Consider the following 24,398-nt stretch of genomic DNA (forward strand, 5'->3'; position numbering starts at 1 on the left):
AAAGTTAATCTTTCTTTATTATCTCCCCCTCTTCATTCTTGATCAGATAATTTTTCACAATAGTATTTTCAAAATAAATCCCTAAATTATAGTTATGTTTAAACTTTTAGAGCCAAATAAAATTTTTCAAATTACTTCGAAGGCGCCAAAATATGTTTTATTTTTATTTGTTGTTGTTCTATCTGTTGGATTAGTTGAAGCACTCATATTGTCTCCAGAAGATTACAAGCAGAGTGATGCTGTTAGAATTATGTATGTTCATGTTCCTGCTGCATGGATTTCTCTTGGAATTTTTTCTTCGATAACTGTTTTGTCAATTTCAGGATTTATTTTTAAAAACAAAAATTTTTTTTTAATATCCAAAAGTTTAGCACCTTCAGGTTTTGTTTTTAACATAATTGCTTTGGTAACAGGTTCTATTTGGGGGAAACCTACTTGGGGTACATGGTGGGCCTGGGATGCGAGAATTACTTCGATGTTAATTTTAGCTCTATTTTATGCTCTATATTTAATCTCGTGGAGAATTTATGAAAATGATGAAAAAGTTTTTAAAATTTCAACTTTTATCACTATTCTTGGAATTATTAATGTGCCAATAATTAAGTACTCGGTTGATTGGTGGAATACACTTCACCAACCTGCCTCAATAAATATCTTGTCTAAAAGCTCAATTCATTCATCAATGCTTTATCCATTATTGATAATGACTGCGGCATTTGCTCTATTTTCGTTGTTAATTTTCTTAATGAAATATAATACAGAACTGATAAAAATTAAAAACAAAGGTTTAGATAGACTATGATTAACGACTTATTATTTATGAATGGATATGCAGTATACGTGTTATCTGCATTTGGTTTTACTTTATTAAGTTTCCTAAGTTTATATTTAGTAACAAAAGTTCAATTTATTAGAGAACAAAATAAATTTGTTGCTAAATTTGGATCACTTAACACTGAACAAGCTAATTCTGCAAAATCACAAAGAATAAATAAAGAAATTTTAGCTGACGCAACAAACAACTAATTTTTGATCGATGTATGGTCGAAAAGTTAAGTTAAGATTTCTATTTGTTTCGACTATTTTATTAATTTTAATATTAACTGTTTTTTTAGTTCTAAAATCTTTAGAAGAAAACGTAGTTTATTTTCAATCTCCTTCAGAGATTAAGTCATTAACTGAGCTGACAAATAATAAAATCAGAGTAGGTGGAATGGTTAAAAAAAATTCTATTAGTATGAATTCTAATGAAGTGAATTTTATTATTACAGATTTTAAAAATGAGATTAATGTTACTTATTCAGGTGCTGTCCCAAATTTATTTCAAGAAGGAAAGGGAGTTGTAGCCGAAGGTGTTTTGAAAGACAGAAATTTCTTTTCAGCAACAAAAATTTTAGCAAAGCATGATGAAAATTATATGCCCCCAGAGGTTAAAGCTGCATTGGAGGAAAATTAATTGATTTATAGCGTTGTTGGATACTATGCACTAATTTTAGGATTAATTAGTGGTTTAATTTTGATTTATTTTTCAGTTCAAAATTTTAGAAATTCAGAAATTTTAGATACTAAAATATTATCGTTATCATTTTTACAATTATTTTTTGTTGTTATTAGTTTTTTTGGTTTAGTTTTATCTTTTGTAGTTTCAGATTTTAGTAATGAAACTGTATTTAATAATTCTCATACTACTAAACCTTTATTTTACAAGATTACGGGAACTTGGGGAAATCATGAAGGTAGTTTGTTATTGTGGTTGTTGGTTTTAACATTGTTCATTTTTATTTTTTTACTAAGAACAAATAATCAATCTATAAAATACAAAACTCTGACAACAATATTTCAGCAGATAATAATTATTGGTTTTTTTATATTTTTATTAAAAACTTCTAATCCATTTAATTACTTATTCCCAATTCCTAAGCAAGGTTTAGGTTTAAATCCAATATTGCAAGATCCTGCATTAGCAATTCATCCACCTATTTTATATTTAGGCTATGTTGGTTCATCAATAATATTTTCTTCTGCGCTAGCAGCCACAACTTTAAAAATGGTTTCAGGAAGCTGGGCAACTCATATAAAAAAATGGACTTTAGTTTCTTGGATATTTTTGACCTTAGGAATTTTACTAGGTTCTATTTGGGCTTATTATGAACTTGGATGGGGAGGATTTTGGTTTTGGGATCCAGTTGAAAATGTATCTCTTATGCCTTGGTTAGCATTAACCACATTACTACATTGTATATTAGTTTTAGAGAAAAAATCGATTTTAACATCTTGGGTTATAATTTTATCTATAGCTACATTTACACTTAGTATGTGTGGAACTTTCTTAGTTAGATCAGGTATCCTTAATTCAGTTCATACTTTCGCTAACGACCCTGAAAGAGGTCTATTCATATTAATATTTTTATTTGTTCTAATTTTTATTTCTTTATTTATTTTTTTCTTTTTTCATAAAGAGGATCAAAAGAATTCAATAAATCTTTTTTGGTTAAGTAAAGAAAGTGCAATTATATTGAATAATTGGTTCATGATGTATTTTTTATCTGTAGTTTTAATCGGTACTGTGTATCCAATTTTTTTAGACGTAATTTCTTCAGAAAAAATATCTGTCGGTCCACCGTTTTACCATAAACTAATTATCCCTTTCTTAATTCCATTTTTAATTGCTATGGCAATCGGACCTCAATTGAAATGGATTAAATCTAACCTAGAGAGTAAAAAAATTCTTATACTTTTGTTATTGGTATCGATTTTAATCTCTTATTTGGTTGTTAAGAATTTTGATAAAAATTTACTTGTAAACACTATTTTAATCTCAAGTGCATTTTATTTGTTTTTTATTACTGTGAGGGATTTTTTTATAAAAAAATTTAAAAACATTTCTCAAAATATTGCTCACTTTGGATTTAGCTTATTAATCTTAAGTATTTTATTTAATAATTTACTTTCTAGCGAAGTAATAACCAATCTTAAAATTGGTGAAAGTTATGAAAATTCAAAATTTAAAATTTTACTTGAAGATGTAAAGCAGAGAGATGAAAAAAATTACAACTCAGTGATAGCAAATTTTAAAATAATTTCTTCAGATGGAAAAATTAATAAAATGTCTCCAGAGTTAAGAATTTATAATCAGCCAAATATAGTAACTAGTGAAGCTGATATTAAAACTTCTTTAATGAAAGATAAATTTATTGTCATAAACTTGGTGCAAAATCAGGAATATTTTAATGTTAGATATCAAGACAAACCTTTTATGCTTTGGATATGGGTGTCAGTGTTATTATTAAGTATGGGTGGAATATTAAGTTTGTTTAGAAAGAGAATATGAAAGATAAATTAATTCCTTCAATAATAATAATAAGTTTTATAATTATTTTTTTTATATTTTATAAAGGTTTACAGGAATCAAATATCTATACTCCTAAGTCAGAAATAAAAAAAGATATTCCAGTTTTTTCTGGCGTTAAGTTTGATAGCAAAGAAAATGTTAACTCATCAGAAATATTTAATTCAAATAAATTTTATTTATTAAATATATGGGCCTCATGGTGTGTGCCCTGTAGACAAGAACATTCTTATTTAATGAGATTAAGTGTAAACAATAAGGTAACTTTAGTTGGATTAAATTATAAAGATAACTTTGACAATGCCCAAAATTTTCTAACAAAACTGGGAAATCCATACGAAACGATATTATTAGATGAAGATGGTACAATTTCAATAGAGTGGGGGGCATATGGTGTGCCAGAAACTTTTTTGATCCATAAAAATAAAATAGTTGCAAAATATATTGGACCATTAAATGAACAATTAATTAATGAAATTAACTCGATTATAAAATGAGATTTTTAAAAATAATTATAATTATTTTATTATTAATTCCAAAAATATCATTTGCTGATTATCAACTTGAAAGAAATAAGATTACCAAAAATTTAAGATGTTTAATTTGTCAGGGCCAATCTGTTTATGACTCAGATTCTGATTTTGCTAATAGTATGAAAATTTTAGTTGATAAAAAACTTGAGGAAGGATTGTCTGAAAACCAAATTTATGATTTTTTTAAAGAAAAATATGGAGAATGGATTTTGTATGACCCTACTTTAAATAAAAATACTTATATTCTTTGGTTATTGCCAATATTGATATTTTTACTTGGAGGTGCAATAATCCTTAAAAAACTAAAATTTAAAATTAATCCATAATGTATTTAAAAAAAATTCTAATTTTATTCTCATTTCTATTTTTTACGATTTCTACTAATGCAGAAGAAATTAAACAGAGAGATTTAAATACTGAGTTTAATGTTTACACAGGAATGTTTGATTTTAGTGATGATGGAAAAAAATCAGAATTACTAGGTTTTCAGCATCAAAATGAAAACTTAAATAGAGATACTTTTTTAGGAAATTTGTCACCTGTAACTGGTGCTCTTATTACTGCTGATAGTGCGGCTTATGTTTATACAGGAGTAGAGGCACAATATAAAATAGGATCTTTAAATTTTAATCCAAGTTTTGCTCCTGGATTATATCATGAGGGAGATGGAAAAGATCTTGGTCATGTTATAGAATTTAAAACTGAACTTCAAATATCTCTAGATATGTCTGAGAGTAGTCAATTTGGATTTTCATATAACCACTTATCTAATGCTAGTCTAGGAAGTAAAAATCCTGGGGCAAATAGTTATATGTTTAATTTCTTTAAAAGCTTCTAATACACATTTATGAATTTAAATGATTGCTATAATTTTGATGACTTTAGAAAATTAGCCAAGAAAAAATTACCAGCACCAATATTTCATTATATTGACGGAGGTGCTGATGATGAAATAACTTTAAACAGAAATACAGATTCTTTTAACGACTGTGATTTAGTTCCTAATATTTTAAACAGTGTTGGAGAGCCAGATTTATCCACAACAGTTTTTGGAAGAAAAATTGATATGCCTTTATTTTTATCTCCTACAGCGATGCAAAGTTTATATGATCCAGAAGGTGATAAAGCTTCTGCTAGAGCAGCAGAAAAATTTAATACAATTTATAGTATGTCTACAATGGCATCATTTTCTATAGAAGAAGTTGCGAATGTTTCTAGTGGTCCAAAACTATTTCAACTTTATATCCATAAGGATAAATCAATTACTGATGATTTAATTGAAAGATGTAGCAGAGCAAATTTTGATGGTATGTGCATTACTGTTGATACTTTAGTTGCTGGTAACAGAGAAAGAGATCATAGAACTGGTTTTACTACCCCACCCAAATTTACCTTAGATAGTTTATTAAGTTTTGCTATGAGACCTGGTTGGGTTTTTAAATATTTTACTAATAAAAAATTTGAGTTAGCAAACATTAAAAACAAAACTGATAAAGGAACAAACATAGCTAAATCAGTAATGGATTATATTAATGAGCAATATGATCCAGCAATGAATTGGAAAGATGCAGAATACTGTATTAAAAAATGGAATAAACCAATGGCACTAAAAGGTGTAATGTCCGTTGAAGATGCAAAGAGAGCAATTGATATAGGTTGTACTGCGATAATGATATCTAATCATGGCGGAAGACAATTGGATGGATCGAGATCACCTTTTGATCAAGTAAAAGCAATTTCAGATGCTGTAGGTGATAAGTTAGAAATTATTCTTGATGGCGGAGTGAGAAGAGGAACGCATGTTTTAAAAGCTCTTGCAGCTGGTGCAACAGCTTGTAGTTTTGGAAAAGCTTTTCTTTTTAGTTTAGGTGCTGGAGGACAAAAAGGCGTTGAAAGATTACTAGAGAACATGCAAAAAGAAATTAGAAGAAATATGATTTTGATGGGCTGTAAATCCGTAAAAGATCTTGATGCATCAAAAATAATCTACAGAAATTAAGATAAAATAAGGAAATTCAAATTTTATCTTAATAGACAATCAACTTAATTTATGTATATTTTCCAACTTTATTATGAAACTAGCAGCATCACTTAATAGACTTGGAACAGAGAGTGCTTTTTCAGTTTTAGCAGAAGCTAAAAAATTAGAGGCACAAGGAAACCCAATGATACATCTTGGGTTGGGTCAGCCAGATTTTAAAACACCCAAACATGTAGTTGAAGCTGCAAAGAAAGCTTTAGACGATGGTCATCATGGATACGTTCTTTCGAACGGAATTTTAGAGTGCAGACAAGCGGTTACTAGATGGATCAAAAAAAGATATAATACTGAAGTAGATCCAGAAAGAATTATTATAATGCCAGGTGGTAAACCTACAATGCATTATGCAATACAGTGTTTTGGTGAGCCAGGAGCTGAAATTATTCATCCAACACCAGCTTTTCCTATTTATGAGTCTATGATTAATTATACAGGCTCTACTGCTGTACCTTACGATTTAACAGAAGATAAAGATTTAAAATTTAGTGCAGATAAAATTTTATCTTTAATCACTGAAAAGACTAGATTGTTAATTTTAATTAACCCTAACAACCCAACTGGAAGTTTTGTTGAGAAGTCTGAAATTGATAAATTAGCAGAGGGTTTAAAAAAACATCCGCATGTTACAATCCTAAGTGATGAAATTTACAGTAGACAAATATTTGACAATAAAGAAATGCCAACATTCTTTAATTATCCAGAGTTAAGAGGCAGACTAATTGTTTTAGAAGGTTGGAGTAAAGCTTACTCAATGACAGGATGGAGACTTGGTTGGAGTTTTTGGCCAGAGAAATTAATTGAACATATAAATAAACTATTAATCAATAGTGTATCTTGTGTTAATGCTGCAGCTCAATTTGCAGGAATAGCAGCACTTGATGGACCAGACGATTCAATTGATTTGATGATGGAAAAATTCACACAAAGAAGAAAACTAATTCATGAAGGATTAAATAGTTTACCAGGAGTAGAATGCAGTTTGCCAGGGGGAGCATTTTACGCATTTCCAAAAGTTATAGGAACTGGAATGGATGGTTCAGAGTTTTGTAAAAGAGCTATGCATGAAGCTGGCGTTGCTATTGTCCCAGGCACAGCATTTGGAAAAACATGCAAAGATTACGTAAGATTTAGCTTTGCTGCATCTCAGGATAACATTTCTAACGCATTGGAAAATATCAAAAAAATGCTAGGTTAAGCTATGTCTGAAATAGCTTTGCCAAAAATTGATAGGTCTATTGTATCTAATAAATCTCAAATAGTAAAAAAACTATCAAGTTTAACTAACCCAGAAAATGTTTTAAGCGAAGTTGATGAATTGAGACCTTATGAAACTGATGCTCTTTCAGTTTATACCCAAACGCCTTTAGCTGTGGTCTTGCCTGAAAACACTAAAGAAGTTAGCGAAATTCTTAAATATTGTAATGAAGAAAATATCAAAGTAGTTCCAAGAGGTGCTGGTACAGGTTTATCTGGTGGAGCATTACCTTTGCAAGATGCCATCCTTTTAGGATTAGGAAAATTTAATAAAATTTTAGAAATTGATTATGAGAATAAATGTGTGATCACTCAACCTGGTGTTACTAATTTAGGAATTACTCATGCTGTAGAACATAAGGGTTTTTATTATGCTCCAGATCCATCTAGTCAATTAGCATGCTCAATAGGTGGTAATGTGGCTGAAAATTCAGGAGGTGTTCATTCTTTAAAATATGGAACCACTACAAACAATATTTTAGGTGTAGAAATGGTAATGATGGATGGAACCATTTGTAAAATTGGAGGAAAATCTTTTGATCAAGAAGGGTATGACCTTATGGGATTAATTTGTGGTTCAGAGGGATTATTAGGCGTTGTTACTGAAGTAACTGTTAAGATTCTGAAAAAACCAGAAGTTGTTAAAGCAGCTTTAATTGGTTTTCCATCTATTAAAGAAGGAGGAGATGCAGCGTCTGAAATAATTTCAAGCGGAATAGTTCCAGCTGGAATGGAAATTATGGACAAAGCTCTTATTGAAGCAACAGATAATTTTAGCAAAGCTGGTTATCCAAGAGATGCCGAATTATTATTAATTGTTGAACTTGATGGAACAGAGTCAGAAGTAAATGAGTTGATTAAAAAAGTTGAGATAATTTGTAAAAAAAATAATTGTTCAAGTTTAAAATTAAGCAAAAATGAAAAAGAAAGACTATCTTTTTGGGCTGGAAGAAAAGCTGCTTTTCCAGCATGTGGTGCGATGGCCCCAGATTATTACTGTATGGATGGCTCAATACCTAGAGGTAAACTCGCAGAAGCTTTACTTGAAATAAAAAAACTTTCAGAAAAATATAATTTACCAGTGGCAAATTGCTTTCATGCAGGTGATGGAAATTTACATCCATTAATTATGTTTGATGGAAATGATAAAGAGCAGTTAAGAAAAACTGAAGAGTTTGGATCAGAAATATTAAAAACTTGCGTAAGACTTGGAGGAGTAATCACAGGAGAGCATGGAGTTGGTATTGAAAAAAGAGAACTTATGTGTGAGATGTTTAATGATAATGATATCCAACAACAGTTAGATATTAAAAAATCACTAGACGAAAAAAACTTGTTAAATCCTGGAAAAGTATATCCTATTCTTAGAAAGTGCGCGGAGGAAGGAAGGGTTCATGTCCATAAAAGCAAAGATAAATTCCCAGATCTTCCAAGATTCTAATAATATCTATTATCCAAAAAATGAAAGTGAAGTATCAGAATTAATTAGAGAACTTTACAAAAAAGATTCTCCTACAGAAATAATAGGAAATAATTCTAAAAGCTTCATAGGAAATAAAGCTCAATCAGCAAATACAATGTCACTTTCGAAGTTAACAGGCATAATAGATTACAGACCTGAAGAATTGTATATTAAAGTAAAGGCTTGCACACCAATTGAAGAAGTTGAAAAAATACTTGATGAAAATAATCAGGAATTAGCCTTCGAGCCTATTGATTTTGGTTATATAAAAAATGGTGTATCTAACAAAGGAACTGTTGCAGGTTATTTATCTTGTAATTATGCAGGCTCAAGAAGGTTTAAAGTTGGAAGTGTTAGAGATCATGTTTTGGGTTTTAAAGGAGTAAACGGCAAAGGGGATCTTATCAAATCAGGTGGAACAGTAGTTAAAAATGTTACAGGTTATGATTTGTCAAAACTTATAGCTGGATCTTTTGGCACATTAGTAGCTTTAACAGAAATCACTTTAAAGGTTTTACCAAAAAAAGATTCATCAAATACAATAGCAATTTATATTGATAAATCTGAAGAGATTTTTGATTTATTTATTAAGTTATCAAGTTCAAGCAGTGAAATATCAGGAGCAGTGTATGTTCCTAACAAATCAAAGGATGATGATTTCTTAAAGAAAAAAAATTCTGTATTTAAATTTAATGATTTAAAATCAAATACTTCTTTTCTAGCTTTTAGAGTAGAAGGAGATAAAATTTCAATTAAGGAAAAAATTAAAAATTTAAGTAAAGAGCTTGAACTTGGTAAATTTGAAACTTCTACTTTAGATGTTTATCAATCAGAACCATTTTGGAAAAAAATTAATAATTTAGAAATTTTTGAGAACACAAAAAATAATTTAATCAGAATGGTTATTCCTCCAGCAAAAGGATCAAATTTATTAAAATTTTTAGATAATAAATATAAATATTTTGTGGATTGGTGTGGATCATTGTTTTGGATAGAAGTTGATGAACAAAAAGAAGAAAAAATAAAAGAGCTAAAAAAAATAGCTTTGGAAGCTGGTGGTTATTTAACTGTAATAAAAACCTCAGCAGATTATGATTATGGAGAATCAATTTTTACAGTTGATGATATACGTTTAATGATTTCAGAAAAAATTAAGAAAAGTTTTGATCCAAAAAGAATTTTAAACCCTGGAAAAATGTATAGAGGAATTTAATGCAGACAAAATTTACTGAACAGCAACTTAAAGACTCTGATAATTTTGCTACAGAAAAAGTATTTAAAAAGTGTGTTCATTGTGGAATGTGTAATGCTACTTGTCCTACACATCAGCTATTAGGTGATGAATTAGATGGTCCAAGAGGTAGAATTTATCTTATTAAAGACATGTTGGAAAATAACAGAAAACCAACTGAAAAAGTTGTTAAGCATATCGATCGTTGTCTTTCATGTTATAGCTGCATGACTACTTGTCCTGCTGGTGTGAATTACATGCACATCATAGATCATGGAAAAAAATATATTGAAAAAAATTATGAAAGATCTTTTTTTGATAAATTAATTAGATATTTTTTATCAATCACTTTACCAAATGTTAAAGTATTTAGACTTTCAAGTTTTTTTGTTAAATTGGCAATGCCATTCAAATTCTTGATGCCTACAAAGATTAAAGACATGATTGAATTAATGCCAACAACTTTTCCAAAAAAAACTTTACCTATTAAAGAGATTTATAAAGTTTCAGACAAGAAAAGAATAGCAAGAGTTGCATTATTAACTGGATGTGTACAAAAAGAAATTTCACCTCAAATAAATGAAGCAACAATCAGATTGTTAAATAGACATGGGGTTGAAGTCGTAGTCCCAAAAAAAATTCGTTGCTGTGGATCTTTAAATCACCATCTAGGAAAAGAAGAGGATGCTCACCAAGATTTTAAAAATAATATAAATACTTGGTATGATGAGCATCAAAAGGGAAATTTAGATGCAATTTTATCTAATACATCTGGTTGTGGTACTACCATGAAGGATTATGGTTTTATTTTTAGAGATGACAAAGAGTTAAGTAAAAAAGCCAAAGTCATATCAGATCTTACAAGAGATATTTCTGAATACATTTTTGAAAGTTTAAAGTTAAATATAAAATCTAAAGGAAAGAAATATAAAGTTGCTTATCACTCTGCATGTTCAATGCAGCACGGTCAAAAAGTTCATTCACAACCAATTTCATTACTTGAAAAAACTGATAATGAAATAATGGAAATTCCTCAAGGACACATTTGTTGTGGATCAGCAGGAACTTATAATATTTTACAATCAAAAATTGCAAAACAACTATTAAAAAATAAGGTAAATAACATAGAAAGTTTAAATCCTGACTTTATTTCAACAGGAAATATTGGTTGTATTACCCAAATTTCTCATGGTACTAAAGTCCCAATTTTACATACAATTGAAGTTTTGGATTGGTACACAGGCGGTCCCAAACCTGAAATTTTAAAATAGGGGTTTTATGAAAAAAATTTTAATTACAAGAAGACTGATCCGAGAGAGTGAAGATAAAGCATCAAAATTATTTGAAGCTAAATTTAATTCAAATGATGAACTTTATTCACAATCAAAAATTATTGAAATGAGTGAAGGATGTGATGGAATTTTATCATCTTTAACTGAAAAATTAGATGCTGATACAATAAATAAACTTCCAGATAGTATTAAAATAATTTCAAATTTTGCAGTTGGTTTTGGAAATATTGATTTAGATGCTGCTAAAAAAAGAGGTATTGCCGTAACTAATACCCCAGAAGTTTTGTCAGATGCTACAGCTGAGATAGGAATATTGCTTATATTAGGAGCTTGTCGAAGAGCGTCAGAAGGAATTGAATCTGCGCGTGAGGGTGGATGGAAATGGTCCGCAGATTATTTAATTGGAAAACAGTTAACAGGAACAAGACTAGGAATTTTAGGTATGGGTCGTATCGGTCAAAAAATTGCAAATATTGCTAAATCTTTAGGCATGGTTATTCATTATCATAATCGTTCAAAATTAAGTGAAGATAAAGAGCAGGGCGCAATTTATCATGACAGTATAAAAAGTCTTTTTTCAGTTTCAGATGTTTTATCTATCTGTTGCCCAGCTACAAAGGAAACAGAAAACCTTATAAATAAAGAGACAGTTGAGTATTTCCCTAAAGGTGCTGTGATAACAAATGTTGCTCGAGGTGATATAGTTGATGATGAAGCTTTGATTGATGCATTGAATAGAAGAAAAATTTATGCTGCAGGATTAGATGTTTATAAAAATGAACCAAACTTAAATCCTGGTTATTTAAAAATCCCGAGTGTTTTTGTTTTGCCTCATTTAGGAAGCGCTACAAAAGATACTAGAATTGCAATGGGAAATTTAGCAATAGACAATATAGAAGAATTTTTTAGAACTGGTAATTGCGTTAATAAAGTTAACTAAATTTTAATGAATAAACCTGTTCTAGCTAAATCAAAAGCTATTATAATTTTTTTAGTTTTTGCTTTAGGATATTTTATTTCTACTCTCTTAAGAGCAATAACTGCAACAATTTCACCTGAATTAGTAAATGAATTTAATCTTTCTGCGGGAGAGCTTGGATTATTGGGAGGTGGATATTTTCTAGGATTTGCAAGTGTACAAATCCCTTTAGGCTATATGCTAGACATGAGAGGTCCAAGAAAAATTGTTTCATACTTTTTATCATTAACCATTGTTGGTTTATTAATATTTACTCTCGCTCAGAATTTTTTAACTCTTTTAGTATCTAGAATTATTATAGGAGTTGGTGTTGGAGCTTGTTTAATGGGGCCTTTGACAGCTTATCGGATTTGGTATCAAGATGAAACCCAACAACGTGCAAACTCATGGATGTTAATGGTCGGTGCAATTGGTATGTTGTCATCAAGTTTACCAGTTCAATTTTTTTTACCTATAATTGGTTGGAGAAATATATTTTTGCTTTTAGCTTTCATAACTTTGGTTTGTATAATTTTGATAATTATTTTTATTCCTCAGTGGACTTCAAAAGGTAGTCAGAAAAACGATGATGCAAAATTGAGTATTGTTTGGCAAAATCAATTCTTCAGAAGTGTTATTCCAATGGGCTTTTTTAGCACTGGAGGATTATTTGCTATCCAAACACTATGGGCTGGTCCTTGGATGATAAAAGTATCTGGGTATACACCAGAAGAAAGTGCAAAAGGGTTATTTTTAGTTTATTTTTTTATGTTGCTATCATTTTTGATATGGGGCTATTTTGTTCCGAAATTTTCAAAGAACGTTAATGATGCAATCAGATTATTGAAATATGGTTCACCATTAAGTTTATTGGTATTGGGTGTAATTATTTATCTGGGTCCAAATACAGATTCAATTCATTGGGCATTATTCATAGTTTCAGCTGTATTTTTATCCTTAATTCAGCCAGCAGTTGGGATGGCTTTCTCTGTATCTAATGCAGGCAAAGCTCTAACTTCTTATAATCTATTGATATTTATAGGTGCCTTCTTTCTGCAATGGATAATCGGCCTTATTATAGATTTAGGATTAAGTTTAAATTATTCTGAAATTGCTTCATTTCAATTAGCAATGTCTTTTGTACTAGTTACGTCTTTAACTTCTTATTTATATTTTTTAGTAAAAAATAATTAATTTAGATGCTTATAAATTGTAGTTCTAGATACACCTAATTTTCTTGATGCTGCAGAAATATTATTAGTTTCACTAAAAGTAGATCTAATTAGAATACACTTTTCTCTTTTAATTTTTGTATCCTCGCAATTTTTACAAGCGTAAGTTTTGTTTTGTTTGCCAGTTTCTATAAATTTACCTTCTTTAAAATTTTGACTTTTGACCACAAAAACAGATGAACCTAAATGATCTGTTATCTTTAGAGTTTTATTATTTAAGATATCTGATGCAATTGATGAAAATGAAGTTGTAAAAATTTTATTAAAATTTTCATTTTTCAAGTCAACTAGTCCATTAAGCATAATTTTTGCATTGTTATTTGCACCCACAATTAATCCATCCCCATTTATTGCCAGCATTCCAACACTAGTTGTAGTTAGATATTCTTGTCTTGGGTGAAATGAAATAATTAATTCGTTTTCAAACTTTTTAATAAACAATTTGGTTTCGATACTTCTGGTTGCAAGTCTTACTAAAGCTAGCGTATGTTGTTCTCTGGACATTGAGTCTGTTGAAGCATCAATAATACCAATAATTTTACCATCATAATTTATGATTGGACTTGCAAAGCACGAAATATTTTCATGAGCAGTAAAAAAGTGTTCTTTACCTGAAACGATAGTTGGTTTTTTTAGTTCAACAGATAATCCAAGACCGTTTGTTCCACAAATTTTTTCTGCCCAAATTGAACCTGGTATTACTGTTTTACCAACGTCAGTTTGTAAACAAGATTTGTCATAAATTGTATCCAAGACTAATCCTTTCTCATCTGAATAAGCCACCATAAAATTTGTTCCTGCTATTTGGGAATATAAAAGTTCTAGTTCAGGAATAATTATTCTTCTGATAGATTCGTTTCGCTCTTTTATCTCTTTTAATTCGATTGATGAAATTACACTTTGTTTAGGATCATTAAACGGATCAAGACCTTCACTGATACATCTCAACCAACTTTCATTAATATCTTTTCCCATCTCATAAGAGCCCATATCCCTTTTATGTAAGATATTTCTAAGTTCGCTGTTTGAGTGACTTAAGTTTGACATTTTAAAAGTTTATTTGTTTTTTTAGATACAACAACCAACCACAGGTTGTAATTGTTAACTTTTTGTACATATAAAGATGCCGTTGACTCCATTCTATATCAGAACTTTAATAGTGTTACTGAAATATTAAAGGAGAGATAATAATGAAAGCACAGGTTTTGCATAAATATGACCCTGAAATGAAAGAAAAGGTCTGGGTCACAGGTGAGGAGATGCCAGATCCTAAAATTGAAAAGGCGTCAGACGTTATAGTTAAAATTGGTGCTGCAGGAGTTTGCAGAACTGATTTACATATTATTGAAGGAGTATGGAAACACATTCAAGATCCAGATGGAAAATTATTACCATGCGTAATGGGACATGAAAATGCTGGTTGGGTAGAAGATGTAGGTTCAGACGTTACTGAATTTAAAAAGGGTGATCCTGTAATATTACACCCACTTATTTCTGGAACAGGAGGAACTTGTTTAGATTGTAGAAGAGGTAATGATATGCATGCTGAAGCAGGTGCATTTCCTGGATTAAGTATTAAAGAAGGTGGCTACGCTGAACTATTAAAAACTAGCGTTAGAAATCTAATTAAACTTCCAAAAGTATTAGCGCCTAAAGATGTTGCACCTTTTTCAGATGCAGGTCTTACAGCTTATAGAGTGGTAAAAAAAGCAACAAGACATTTGCTACCTGGTCAGAGCTGTACAATTATTGGCGCAGGAGGTTTGGGTCACATCGCTATTCAATGTTTAAAAGCTATGTGTGCAGCAGATATTATTATTGTTGAAAAATCTGAAGCAGCATTGAAACATGCAATGGAACTTGGTGGTGACCACGGAGTTTTAATTGATGGAAACGAAATTGAAAAAGTTCAAGAACTAACAAAAGGAAAAGGTTCTGAAGCTGTAATTGATTTCGTAGGTGAAAAAGGATCTACTGCCATGGGAATTCAAATGACTTCTAATGGTGGTTTTTACTACATAGTTGGATATGGAGAAGAAATTAAATCACTTGCAGTTGATTTAATTATTTCTGAGAAAACAATTGTAGGTAATTTAGTGGGAACGTGGTCTGAATTATATGAATTAATGGAGTTAGCTGACAGAGGTAAAGTTAAGCTCTCTATGCAGGAGTATAGTTTAGACGATGCTAATAAAGCGCTTCATGATCTTAACGATGGTAAGGTTAAGGGACGAGCTGTTTTAGTTCCATAAAAAAAAAAGAGAGGTGATAATGAAAATAATAAAAACCTGCTTAACGGCTGTAATATCAAGTATGATGATATTTAGCCCTATGGCATATGCTGATAAGTGGAGTGATCAATTCCCACATATCAAAGCAACAGGAGATATTCCAGGTGATTGTTCTTATGAGGAAATGTCTAAGAAAAATTACAAAGGAAAAACTCTTAAAATAAATACTCACGCAATTCCAGTAATGGGAGAGCCAACAGCTCTTCATGCTGAACAGTTTGAAAAATTAACTGGAGCTAAAGTTGAAGTTACTCATACACCAGCGGGTGATTTGTATTCTAAAGCAATGGTTCCTTTTCAAGCTGGACAAGCACCTTACGATATTGTGTTTGGATTTTCTAACTTTATCAATGACTGGAAAAGATATTTAGCACCAGTTCCTAAGAAGTATATGAACTCAACAGAGATGAAAGACGTAACTAAATCTCATATGGGCGTATCATCTTGGGATGGAACTATGTACCAGTATCCAGTTGATGGTGACAGACACTATCTAAAATATAGAAAAGACGTCATTGATAATCCTGAAATGCAAAAAAAATATAAAGCAGAAACAGGAAAAGATCTAAAAGTTCCAACAACTTGGAAAGAATATGCTGAGATGGCAAAATTCTTTAATGGTTGGGACTGGGATGGAGATGGTGAGTTAGAATATGGTTCAGCTGAAGTTATGAAAAAAGACGACTTAATGTTCGCAGCTTTTTTCAGCAGATCAGTTGCATATGCTAAAAATCCAAGAACTCCAGGTGGTTTCTTTTTTGATTTAGAAACTATGAAACCAAACATTAATAATCCAGGTTTTGTTGAAGCTTTAACTGATTGGGTTGAAGCTACTAAATATGTTCCTCCAGGGGGAACTAACTTTGGTCTAGGTGACGAAATTGGATCATTTGGTGGTGGACAAACTTTATTTAGTTTTTCATGGGATGATGCGTTTATTGCAGCGATGCAGGATGATAGCCCTATTAAAAACAAAGTAGGTGCAGCTCCTCTTCCAGGTGCTAACAAAGTTTGGAACAGAGTTTCAAATAGCTGGGAAAACCAATACAACCAAGCTCCTTACATTGTTTGGGGTTGGGCAGTTGGTGTTGCTAAGAAAAGTAAAGTAAAAGATATGGCGTTTGATTATCTTTGCTTCTTCTCAAATGGAGCAAACCACCAAGCTGACTTAGCAATTGGTAGATTTGGTGTTAACCCTTTCAAAAACTCTGACTTCGACCCTAATATTTACATTAATAGTATGGGTTGGGATCCAGAGATCGCTAACAGCTACACTCAAACACTTTTAGATATGGAGAAAAGTCAAAATAGAGTTTTCCCTCTAAGAGTTCCAGGTGTATTTGAGTTTACAAGTGCTGTTGCTACAGGAACTTCTAAAGCTTTAGCAGGACAATTGTCTCCTCAAGAAGCATTAGACGAAGTTGCTAAAGAGTGGGAAGCAATTGTAAGCAGAGTAGGTAAAAAAGCAGTAAGAGATGCCTACGCTGTTGGTGTTAAAATGGAAGATAACCAACTATAATAATACTTAATTTATGTGGCCGTTTATTAAAATGGCCACATATAAAAAACATAATATAATCCAATTTTACAAATGAACTTTAAGCATAAATATTTCTTTCTGTTTCCAGGTCTATTTGTGCTGATTGGAATTTTAATCTTTCCAATTATTTTTGTTGTTAGATTAAGTTTATCTGGATGGAATAGTTATAATCCAGGTTTAGATTTTATAGGTATAGAAAACTATATCCGTCTATTTACAGACGACCCAAGATTTTGGGAATCTTTTTTTAGATTAAGTTTTTTATCTGTTACAACAGTAATTCTCCAGTATGTAATTGGATTTGCTCTTGCACATATGGTTTGGAAAGACATCAAATTTAAAAGATTTTTTAGAGTATTATTTTTAGTTCCAATGATGACAACTCCAGTAATTATGACTGTTATTTGGAGAACTTTTTTTCATGAGTCTTTAGGACCTGTTAATGATATTTTATCTAATTTTGGTTTATCTCCGAAATGGTTAACAGACCCAGCTTTAGCTAAATTTACAGTAATTATAGTTGAGGTTTGGCAGTGGACACCGTTTATGTTTCTACTTTTATTAGCAGGTTTATTGTCATTACCTAAAGAACCATTTTTAGCTGCTGCAATTGATGGAGCTAGTCCAGTTAGAAAGTTTATTTATGTAACTTTTCCGCTAATGGCACCTATATCAATTGGGGCAATAATTATAAGATTAATTGAGGCATCTAAAATTATGGATACGGTATATGTCCTAACATCAGGAGGTCCAGGTACCTCAACAGAAACATCAAGTTTTTATATTTTTATTAAGGGATTGAGAGAGTTTCAAATGGGATACGCAGCTTCGATGTCTTTTACTTACTTAATTATTATGATCATAAGTTTAACAATTATTGCAAAGGTTTTAACTAAATTACTTTTAAAAGAATAAATTATGAGCAAGCTTTATACATTTTTAAAATATTTTTTTATTGTCTTTTGGGCAGTTTTTGTTGTTGCTCCTTTTCTTTGGGCCTTAACTACATCGTTTAAAGATTTTCAATCTGTAAATGGGGGAGTTACGTATATACCATGGGTAGATTTTGAACCTAATTTAGAGGGTTGGAAAGTTTTGATAAAATCTCCAGCTAAAGGTGGAGTTGATATAGTAGAACCTTATTTCAATAGTTTATTTGTAACCTGTACTGCAAGTTTAATTAGTATAATTCTTGGCACATTGTCAGCTTATGCTTTATCCAGATACACCTTTAAAGCAGGTTTTGTAAAAAATAATGACATTACATTTTTCTTTATTTCTCAAAGAATTATGCCACCAATTGTTTTATCAATTCCATTTTTTTTATTTTTAAGTTCAATTAATTTATTAGATAGCCTCATAGGATTGATTGTAGTTTATATTGTTTTACTGATGCCCATTGCAGTTTGGATTATGGTTGATTTCTTTAATAAAGTTCCAAGAGAAATCGATGAAACAGCTTTGATTGATGGATGTAATCCTTATCAAGCTTTCTTAAAAGTGGTACTACCTAACTCAATACCAGGATTAATTGTTGCAGGTATGTTTTGTATTATTTTTGGATGGATAGATTTTTTCTTTGCGTTCATTTTAACTTTCACTGAAGTACAGTTATTACCAGTTAAAATTGTTGCCCTGAACTCATCTGTCACTCCGTGGTGGAGTTTGTCAGCATCTGCTCTGGTTTCAGTTGCACCATTAATTATAGTAGCGTTTATAGTTGAGAGATATCTATCTAAAGGAAACCTATCAGGAGCAATTAAATAATGAATTTAATTGCTAACAACCTAACCTATAAACCAAGTGAAGAATATCACTTAAATGAAGTGTCCTTTAATTTTAAAGAGGGGAATTTATACACAATTCTTGGAAGAACTTTGTCAGGTAAAACAACTTTGTTAAAGACTATAGCTGGTCTTTTAACTCCAGATAGCGGTGCTATTGAATTTGATGGTAAAGATTTTTTAAAGGTTCCAGTTTGGCAAAGAAATGTAGCTATGGTGTATCAACAATTTATTAATTACCCTCATTTAAATGTATTTGAAAATATTGCTTTTCCTTTGAGACAAAGAAAAATCGATAATGAAGAAATCAAAAATAAAGTAATGGAGTCTTTAAAATCAGTTGGGTTAGTTGGCTATGAAAACAGAAAAATACAGGAGTTGTCTGGTGGTCAGCAACAACGTGTCTCTCTAGCAAGATCATTAGTTAAAAATGCTAAAATATTATTGCTAGACGAACCTTTAGTTAATTTAGATTACAAATTGAGAGAACAGCTTAGAGAGGAATTTAAGAGTTTGTTTTCAAAGGGTTTAGCTGATGAAACTATTTTAATTTATTCTACTACAGACCCAAGAGAAACCATGGAATTAAATGGAGAAGTAATTGTTCTAGATGAAGGCAAAGTGCTACAAGTAGGTCCAGCAAAAGAAATATTTGAGAACCCAAGTTCTTTAAAAGTTGCTGAAATTTCTAACGACCCACCTATGAATATTATTGAAGCAGAAATATCTAATGAGCAAATAAGATTTGAAGGTATTGAAATTAAAGCACCTAATCATTTATCAAAGTTAACAGATAGCGGATTAAAGATTGGTTTAAGATCTTCAGACATTGAACTTAATGAAAATGGTCATGAATTTGAAGTTGAGCTTGCTGAAATTAGTGGTTCTGAAACTTTACTCCATTTGAAAAGAGGAACCATAAAAATTATTATTTCTATTGAAGAGGTTTTGAATTTTAAAATTCATGACAAGATTAAAATAGATTTTAAAATAGATAGAGCTTATGCCTTTGCTGCTGATGGTAAATTAGCATCCTCACCATTTGGAGGAAACAATGGCTAAAATTGATTTAAGTAATATCTCACATTCTTATAATCCAAATGATCCAAATCCAGTTTATGCATTAAATCCATTTTCGATGACTTGGGAGAATGGAAATAGATATGCAATTTTAGGTCCTTCAGGATGTGGAAAAACGACGATGTTAAATATTGTTTCTGGATTAGTAAGACCATCAGCTGGAAAAATATTATTTGATGATAAGGATGTTACAGATTTAAAAACCGAGGAAAGAAATATTGCTCAAGTTTTTCAGTTCCCAGTAATTTATAACACCATGACAGTTTTTGAAAATCTTGCTTTTCCATTAAAATGTAGAGATTTTTCAAAAGCTAAAATAGATGAAAGAGTTAATTCTGTTGCAGAAACTTTAAATTTAAAATCTTTTTTAAACTCTCCTGCACGAAAATTAACAGCAGATCAAAAACAATTAATATCTTTAGGAAGAGGTTTGGTTCGAGAAGATGTTGCTGCAGTTTTAATGGACGAGCCTTTGACTGTTATTGATCCTGATTTAAAATTTAGATTGAGAAGAAACCTAAAAGAAATAAACGAACAATACAAAACAACTTTAGTTTATGTAACACATGATCAAAATGAAGCCATGACATTTGCAGACAATATAATTGTGATGAGCGAAGGAGAGGTTGTGCAAACAGGTTCACCTAAAGAATTATTTGAAAGACCTAATACAACTTTTGTTGGTTACTTTATTGGTTCACCTGCTATGAATTTATTTGATAGTGAAGCAACTTCAGAAAATACTGTTAAAATAAATAATACAATAATTAAGACGAATACAAATTTGTCTAATTTAAAAAGTAAAAATATAAAATTAGGAATTAGATCTGAGTTTATTAAAATTGCAAAAAATCAAAATGAAAATCTTGTTGATGTGAATGTTCAAAAAGTTGAAGATTTTGGTAATTACAAATTGATAACTGCAAGAATGGATAATTTTGAAATTAAATCTAAAGTTAATAGAGAAACTGAAATTTCAGGTGAAAAAATTAAACTTCATATACCAGCTGAAAAGTGCTGTATTTACGAAAATAACAAATTGATTTAAGTTTTAAATACTACCTGTAATTGTAAAAAAACTCCATCTAACCCATTCTAGGTCACTTTTTAGAAAGACTCTAATTTAAAAATATGTTTTAGTGCTCGCCAAGTTAATTAACTAGAGGAGAATAAATGATTAAGAATAAGAAATCTTTGAAGAGTTCTAAAACTCCTTCAAGAAGAAAGTTCTTCAAAGCAGCGGCAGCAACTGGTGCAGCAACAGCAGCAGCAGTAGCTATGCCAAACATTGCTTTAGGTGACGGTCACGTTACTTTAAAAATGCAAGCTGCTTGGCCATCAGGTGCTAACATCTTTTTCGAAATGGCGTCAGACTATGCGAAAATGGTTAGCGATATGTCAGATGGTAAATTAAAAATTGACGTTCAACCAGTTGGAGCAGTTGTAAAAACTTCTGAAATTGGACAAGCGGTTAGTTCTGGAGTAGTAGATATGGGTCACTGGGTGACAGCATACTGGTACGGAAAAAACCCTGCTGCATCTCTTTTCGGAACAGGTCCTTCATACGGAATGTCATCTCAAGAAGTTATGGGATGGATGGAGTATGGTGGAGGAAGAGCTTTATACGATGAAGCTGTAAAAAGCGTAGGATTTAATTACTACGGTTTCTTCCATATGCCAATGCCTGCACAGCCTTTTGGTTGGTTCAAAAAGAACGTAACTAAAGTATCTGATGTTAAAGGTATGAAGTATAGAACTGTTGGTCTAGCGACTAACGTTTTAACTGCTATGGGAATGGTTGTAAGACAGTTACCAGGTGGTGAAATCCAACCAGCAATGAAAACTGGTTTGATTGATGCTGCTGAGTTTAACAACCCAACATCAGACTCACAGTTTGGAATGCAAGACGTATCTAAACATTATCACTTAGGAAGTTTCCACCAATCTCAGGAAATGTTTGAAGTGCCGATTAACAAGAAAAGATACGATAGCCTTTCACCAGCTCATCAAGCTATCTTGAGAAATGCTGCTTACGCTGCAAACTCAGATAACTACTTCAAAGCATTGGTTAGATATTCAACTGACCTTGCTAAGTTGATGAATGAGCACAAGGTAAACGTTTACCAAACATCTGATGCAATTTTAGCTGAGCAATTAAAAGGCTGGGATAAAGTTGTAGGAGAGTTTGCTGCTAAAGACGCTTTCTTCAAGAAAGTAGTAGACTCACAAAAAGCATACGCTAAGAGAACTATGAAGTATCTGTTGATGAATCAACCGAACTACAAATTAGCTTATGAAAATGAGTTTGGTCCAATCGAAAAAGTTAAAATCTAATTAACTTTAAAATAAATTTAAAAGGGGGTTGAAAAACCCCCTTTTTTTTACACGTATTTTAATATATTTCTTTGATATGAAGTCATTTATTCAATTTGCAGATACTCTCAGCACATCGATGGGAAAAGCTTTCTCTTGGTGCATCGTAGTTTTAATGGGAGGAACTGTTTATGAAGTAGTGATGGCTTACGTTTTTAATTCTCCAACGCTATGGAATTTTGACTTTAGTATGCAAATGTATGGTGCAATTTTAATGATGTCAGGTGCTTATTGTTTAGCTACGGAATCTCACGTAAGAGGAGATGTTATATATAGATTGTTTAGTCAAAGAACCCAGGCTTGGATTGATTTAGTATTATATTTTATTTTCTTTTTCCCAGGAGTAATTGCATTAGCTTTTTACGGATATGAGTATGCAGCGCTTGCTTGGAAAATAAAAGAGACTAGTTGGAGTAGTCCAGCTCAAATTCAAATTTATATGGTTAAAACTATGATACCAGCTGCTGGTGTTTTATTAATAATTCAAGGGATTAGCGAAGTATTCAGATCAATTATTTGTATTCAAACAGGACAATGGCCAGCAAGAATGGTTGTGGCAGAAGAAACAGAACAAGTTTTAATGAGAACAGCTCAAGAAGAGGACGAAAAAAATGTTATTTAGTCTAACAAATCCAGAAATTGCAATTTTGATGATGGGTATGTTCTTGTTTGCAGTTCTTTTAGGTTTTCCTATTGCTTTTACTTTAATGGCTATGGGAATAGGGTTTGGATATTTTGCTTATTACGATGCAACAATGATGGAGCACATTTTTGATAATCGTATATTCCAACTGTTTGTTCAAAACACTTACACAGTAATGGACAACAACGTTCTTACAGCTGTACCTTTATTTTTATTTATGGGCTATCTTGTTGAAAGAGCAGGAATTGTAGCTAAATTATTTTTTGCAATTAGATTAGCAGCACACAGGCTCCCAGCTTCAATGGCGGTAGCTGCATTAATTACGTGTACATTATTTTCGACTGCAACAGGAATTATTGGTGCCGTTGTAACTTTGATGGGACTGTTAGCTTGGCCTGCAATGGTTAAAGCAGGATATGATAAAAAATTTGCGTCAGGAATAATTTGTGCTGGTGGATGTTTAGGAATTTTAATTCCTCCAAGCATTATGCTTATTGTTTATTCCGTAATAGCCCAACTATCACCCTTAAGACTTTTTGCAGCAGCAATATTTCCAGGTTTACTTTTAGCAGGTCTTTATATTGCTTATGCAGTATTTAGAGCATGGTTAAATCCATCGATAGCTCCTAGACCTCCAAAAGAAGATATCCCACCAACTGGTGAAATTCTAAAAGAAGTTTTGATTTCTTTCGTTCCGTTGTTTGGTTTAATTATGCTTGTTTTAGGAACTATTTTAGCAGGTATTGCAACTCCAGCAGAAGCAGCTGCAGCAGGAGCTTTTGGAGCAATTCTTTTATCTTGGTTTTATAAAACACTTAAATGGCAAAACTTTAAAGAGTCTGTTTTTTTAACTGCTAAGACAACTGCAATGATCATGTGGTTGTTTATTGGTTCCTGGACTTTCTCATCAGTATTTTCTTATTTAGGAGGACACGAAGTATTTGAGCACTTCTTTACCTCTATAAATATTACTACGTGGCAGTTTTTAATCATCACTCAAATAATCATTTTCCTTTTAGGATGGCCTTTAGAATGGACTGAAATTTTGATTATTTTTGTTCCAATATTCTTGCCATTGTTAGAGGTATTTGGTGTTAATCCGTATTTCTTTGCAATGTTAATTGCTTTAAATTTGCAAACTTCTTTCTTAACTCCACCAATGGCAATGTCAGCCTATTATTTAAAAGGAGTTCAAAAATCTAATGTAGAACTTTTGGATATATTTAGAGGAATAATGCCTTTCTTAGCGATTGTAATTTTTGCAATGTTTTTAATGTATATGTTCCCAGGAATAGCACTTTGGTTGCCAGAAACTTTATTTGCACAATAAAAAAA

At 31.2% G+C, this 24,398-nt stretch carries 24 protein-coding genes; 23 read left to right on the top strand and 1 reads right to left on the bottom strand.

Translation table 11 applies throughout. The annotated features are described in order from the left end of the window. Positions 1–94 precede the first annotated feature (94 nt). The 14 genes from ccmC (at position 95) to ACTTAW_RS01485 (ending at position 13,314) form a co-directional block, all read left to right on the top strand. The gene (gene ccmC, locus ACTTAW_RS01420; RefSeq protein WP_440650832.1) at positions 95–802 is read left to right on the top strand and encodes a heme ABC transporter permease CcmC; all 708 of its coding nucleotides are present in this window, start codon (positions 95–97) and stop codon (positions 800–802) included. Then, the gene (locus ACTTAW_RS01425) at positions 799–1,026 is read left to right on the top strand and encodes a heme exporter protein CcmD (protein WP_440650833.1); all 228 of its coding nucleotides are present in this window, start codon (positions 799–801) and stop codon (positions 1,024–1,026) included. Before ccmC ends, ACTTAW_RS01425 begins: the two co-directional genes overlap by 4 nt. A 10-nt stretch (positions 1,027–1,036) precedes the next feature. Continuing rightward, positions 1,037–1,456, top strand: coding sequence for a cytochrome c maturation protein CcmE (gene ccmE, locus ACTTAW_RS01430; RefSeq protein ID WP_440650834.1), 420 nt, complete (start codon positions 1,037–1,039; stop codon positions 1,454–1,456). Then, a complete protein-coding gene (locus ACTTAW_RS01435; protein WP_440650835.1) occupies positions 1,457–3,331 on the top strand; it encodes a heme lyase CcmF/NrfE family subunit in 1,875 nt (624 codons plus the stop codon). After that, on the top strand, positions 3,328–3,846 hold the full coding sequence (locus tag ACTTAW_RS01440) for a DsbE family thiol:disulfide interchange protein (RefSeq protein WP_440650836.1): 519 nt from the start codon (positions 3,328–3,330) through the stop codon (positions 3,844–3,846). Before ACTTAW_RS01435 ends, ACTTAW_RS01440 begins: the two co-directional genes overlap by 4 nt. Continuing rightward, entirely contained in the window at positions 3,843–4,208 is a 366-nt protein-coding gene (locus ACTTAW_RS01445) for a cytochrome c-type biogenesis protein (protein WP_440650837.1), read from the top strand. Before ACTTAW_RS01440 ends, ACTTAW_RS01445 begins: the two co-directional genes overlap by 4 nt. Continuing rightward, the gene (locus ACTTAW_RS01450; protein WP_440650838.1) at positions 4,208–4,720 is read left to right on the top strand and encodes an acyloxyacyl hydrolase; all 513 of its coding nucleotides are present in this window, start codon (positions 4,208–4,210) and stop codon (positions 4,718–4,720) included. The genes ACTTAW_RS01445 and ACTTAW_RS01450 overlap by 1 nt, the downstream gene beginning before the upstream one ends. A 9-nt stretch (positions 4,721–4,729) precedes the next feature. Then, positions 4,730–5,881: an alpha-hydroxy acid oxidase gene (locus ACTTAW_RS01455; RefSeq protein ID WP_440650839.1), complete on the top strand. Its 1,152-nt coding sequence runs from the start codon at positions 4,730–4,732 to the stop codon at positions 5,879–5,881. 73 nt (positions 5,882–5,954) lie between these two features. Then, on the top strand, positions 5,955–7,118 hold the full coding sequence (locus ACTTAW_RS01460; RefSeq protein WP_440650840.1) for a pyridoxal phosphate-dependent aminotransferase: 1,164 nt from the start codon (positions 5,955–5,957) through the stop codon (positions 7,116–7,118). A 3-nt stretch (positions 7,119–7,121) separates the two neighbouring features. Further along, on the top strand, positions 7,122–8,618 hold the full coding sequence (locus tag ACTTAW_RS01465) for an FAD-linked oxidase C-terminal domain-containing protein (RefSeq protein ID WP_440650841.1): 1,497 nt from the start codon (positions 7,122–7,124) through the stop codon (positions 8,616–8,618). After that, on the top strand, positions 8,572–9,852 hold the full coding sequence (locus ACTTAW_RS01470; RefSeq protein ID WP_440650842.1) for an FAD-binding protein: 1,281 nt from the start codon (positions 8,572–8,574) through the stop codon (positions 9,850–9,852). The genes ACTTAW_RS01465 and ACTTAW_RS01470 overlap by 47 nt, the downstream gene beginning before the upstream one ends. Then, positions 9,852–11,141: a glycolate oxidase subunit GlcF gene (gene glcF, locus ACTTAW_RS01475; protein ID WP_440650843.1), complete on the top strand. Its 1,290-nt coding sequence runs from the start codon at positions 9,852–9,854 to the stop codon at positions 11,139–11,141. The genes ACTTAW_RS01470 and glcF overlap by 1 nt, the downstream gene beginning before the upstream one ends. Before the next feature lie 7 nt (positions 11,142–11,148). Beyond that, positions 11,149–12,102, top strand: a complete 954-nt coding sequence (locus ACTTAW_RS01480; RefSeq protein ID WP_075505843.1) for a 2-hydroxyacid dehydrogenase — start codon at positions 11,149–11,151, stop codon at positions 12,100–12,102. Positions 12,103–12,108: 6 nt separating this feature from the next. After that, positions 12,109–13,314, top strand: a complete 1,206-nt coding sequence (locus ACTTAW_RS01485; protein WP_440650844.1) for an MFS transporter — start codon at positions 12,109–12,111, stop codon at positions 13,312–13,314. On the opposite strand, the gene ACTTAW_RS01490 is transcribed toward ACTTAW_RS01485, so the two are convergent. Next, the gene (locus ACTTAW_RS01490) at positions 13,311–14,399 is read right to left on the bottom strand and encodes a GAF domain-containing protein (RefSeq protein WP_440650845.1); all 1,089 of its coding nucleotides are present in this window, start codon (positions 14,397–14,399) and stop codon (positions 13,311–13,313) included. The two genes, ACTTAW_RS01485 and ACTTAW_RS01490, sit on opposite strands and share 4 nt — an antisense overlap. Before the next feature lie 143 nt (positions 14,400–14,542). Here ACTTAW_RS01490 and ACTTAW_RS01495 point away from each other — a divergent pair, with 143 nt between their 5' ends. From ACTTAW_RS01495 to ACTTAW_RS01535, 9 genes are all read left to right on the top strand, one after another. Next, complete coding sequence (locus ACTTAW_RS01495) at positions 14,543–15,604, top strand: NAD(P)-dependent alcohol dehydrogenase (RefSeq protein ID WP_262589926.1); 1,062 nt, start codon at positions 14,543–14,545, stop codon at positions 15,602–15,604. Between the two features lie 19 nt (positions 15,605–15,623). Further along, positions 15,624–17,162: an extracellular solute-binding protein gene (locus ACTTAW_RS01500; RefSeq protein WP_440635396.1), complete on the top strand. Its 1,539-nt coding sequence runs from the start codon at positions 15,624–15,626 to the stop codon at positions 17,160–17,162. Positions 17,163–17,234: 72 nt separating this feature from the next. Continuing rightward, positions 17,235–18,098 (top strand): carbohydrate ABC transporter permease, encoded by an 864-nt coding sequence (locus tag ACTTAW_RS01505; protein ID WP_075505839.1) that lies wholly within the window; start codon positions 17,235–17,237, stop codon positions 18,096–18,098. A gap of 3 nt (positions 18,099–18,101) precedes the next feature. Beyond that, positions 18,102–18,950: a carbohydrate ABC transporter permease gene (locus ACTTAW_RS01510; protein ID WP_440633108.1), complete on the top strand. Its 849-nt coding sequence runs from the start codon at positions 18,102–18,104 to the stop codon at positions 18,948–18,950. Further along, the gene (locus ACTTAW_RS01515; RefSeq protein ID WP_440650846.1) at positions 18,950–20,029 is read left to right on the top strand and encodes an ABC transporter ATP-binding protein; all 1,080 of its coding nucleotides are present in this window, start codon (positions 18,950–18,952) and stop codon (positions 20,027–20,029) included. The genes ACTTAW_RS01510 and ACTTAW_RS01515 overlap by 1 nt, the downstream gene beginning before the upstream one ends. Further along, the gene (locus tag ACTTAW_RS01520; protein ID WP_440650847.1) at positions 20,022–21,095 is read left to right on the top strand and encodes an ABC transporter ATP-binding protein; all 1,074 of its coding nucleotides are present in this window, start codon (positions 20,022–20,024) and stop codon (positions 21,093–21,095) included. The genes ACTTAW_RS01515 and ACTTAW_RS01520 overlap by 8 nt, the downstream gene beginning before the upstream one ends. Positions 21,096–21,220: 125 nt before the next feature. Further along, positions 21,221–22,381: a TRAP transporter substrate-binding protein gene (locus ACTTAW_RS01525; protein ID WP_075505835.1), complete on the top strand. Its 1,161-nt coding sequence runs from the start codon at positions 21,221–21,223 to the stop codon at positions 22,379–22,381. A 76-nt stretch (positions 22,382–22,457) separates the two neighbouring features. Continuing rightward, positions 22,458–23,042, top strand: coding sequence for a TRAP transporter small permease subunit (locus tag ACTTAW_RS01530; protein ID WP_440650848.1), 585 nt, complete (start codon positions 22,458–22,460; stop codon positions 23,040–23,042). Beyond that, on the top strand, positions 23,032–24,393 hold the full coding sequence (locus tag ACTTAW_RS01535) for a TRAP transporter large permease (RefSeq protein ID WP_440650849.1): 1,362 nt from the start codon (positions 23,032–23,034) through the stop codon (positions 24,391–24,393). Before ACTTAW_RS01530 ends, ACTTAW_RS01535 begins: the two co-directional genes overlap by 11 nt. Positions 24,394–24,398 lie beyond the last annotated feature (5 nt).

Source organism: Candidatus Pelagibacter sp. HIMB1495 (assembly GCF_052047955.1).
GTDB lineage: Bacteria > Pseudomonadota > Alphaproteobacteria > Pelagibacterales > Pelagibacteraceae > Pelagibacter.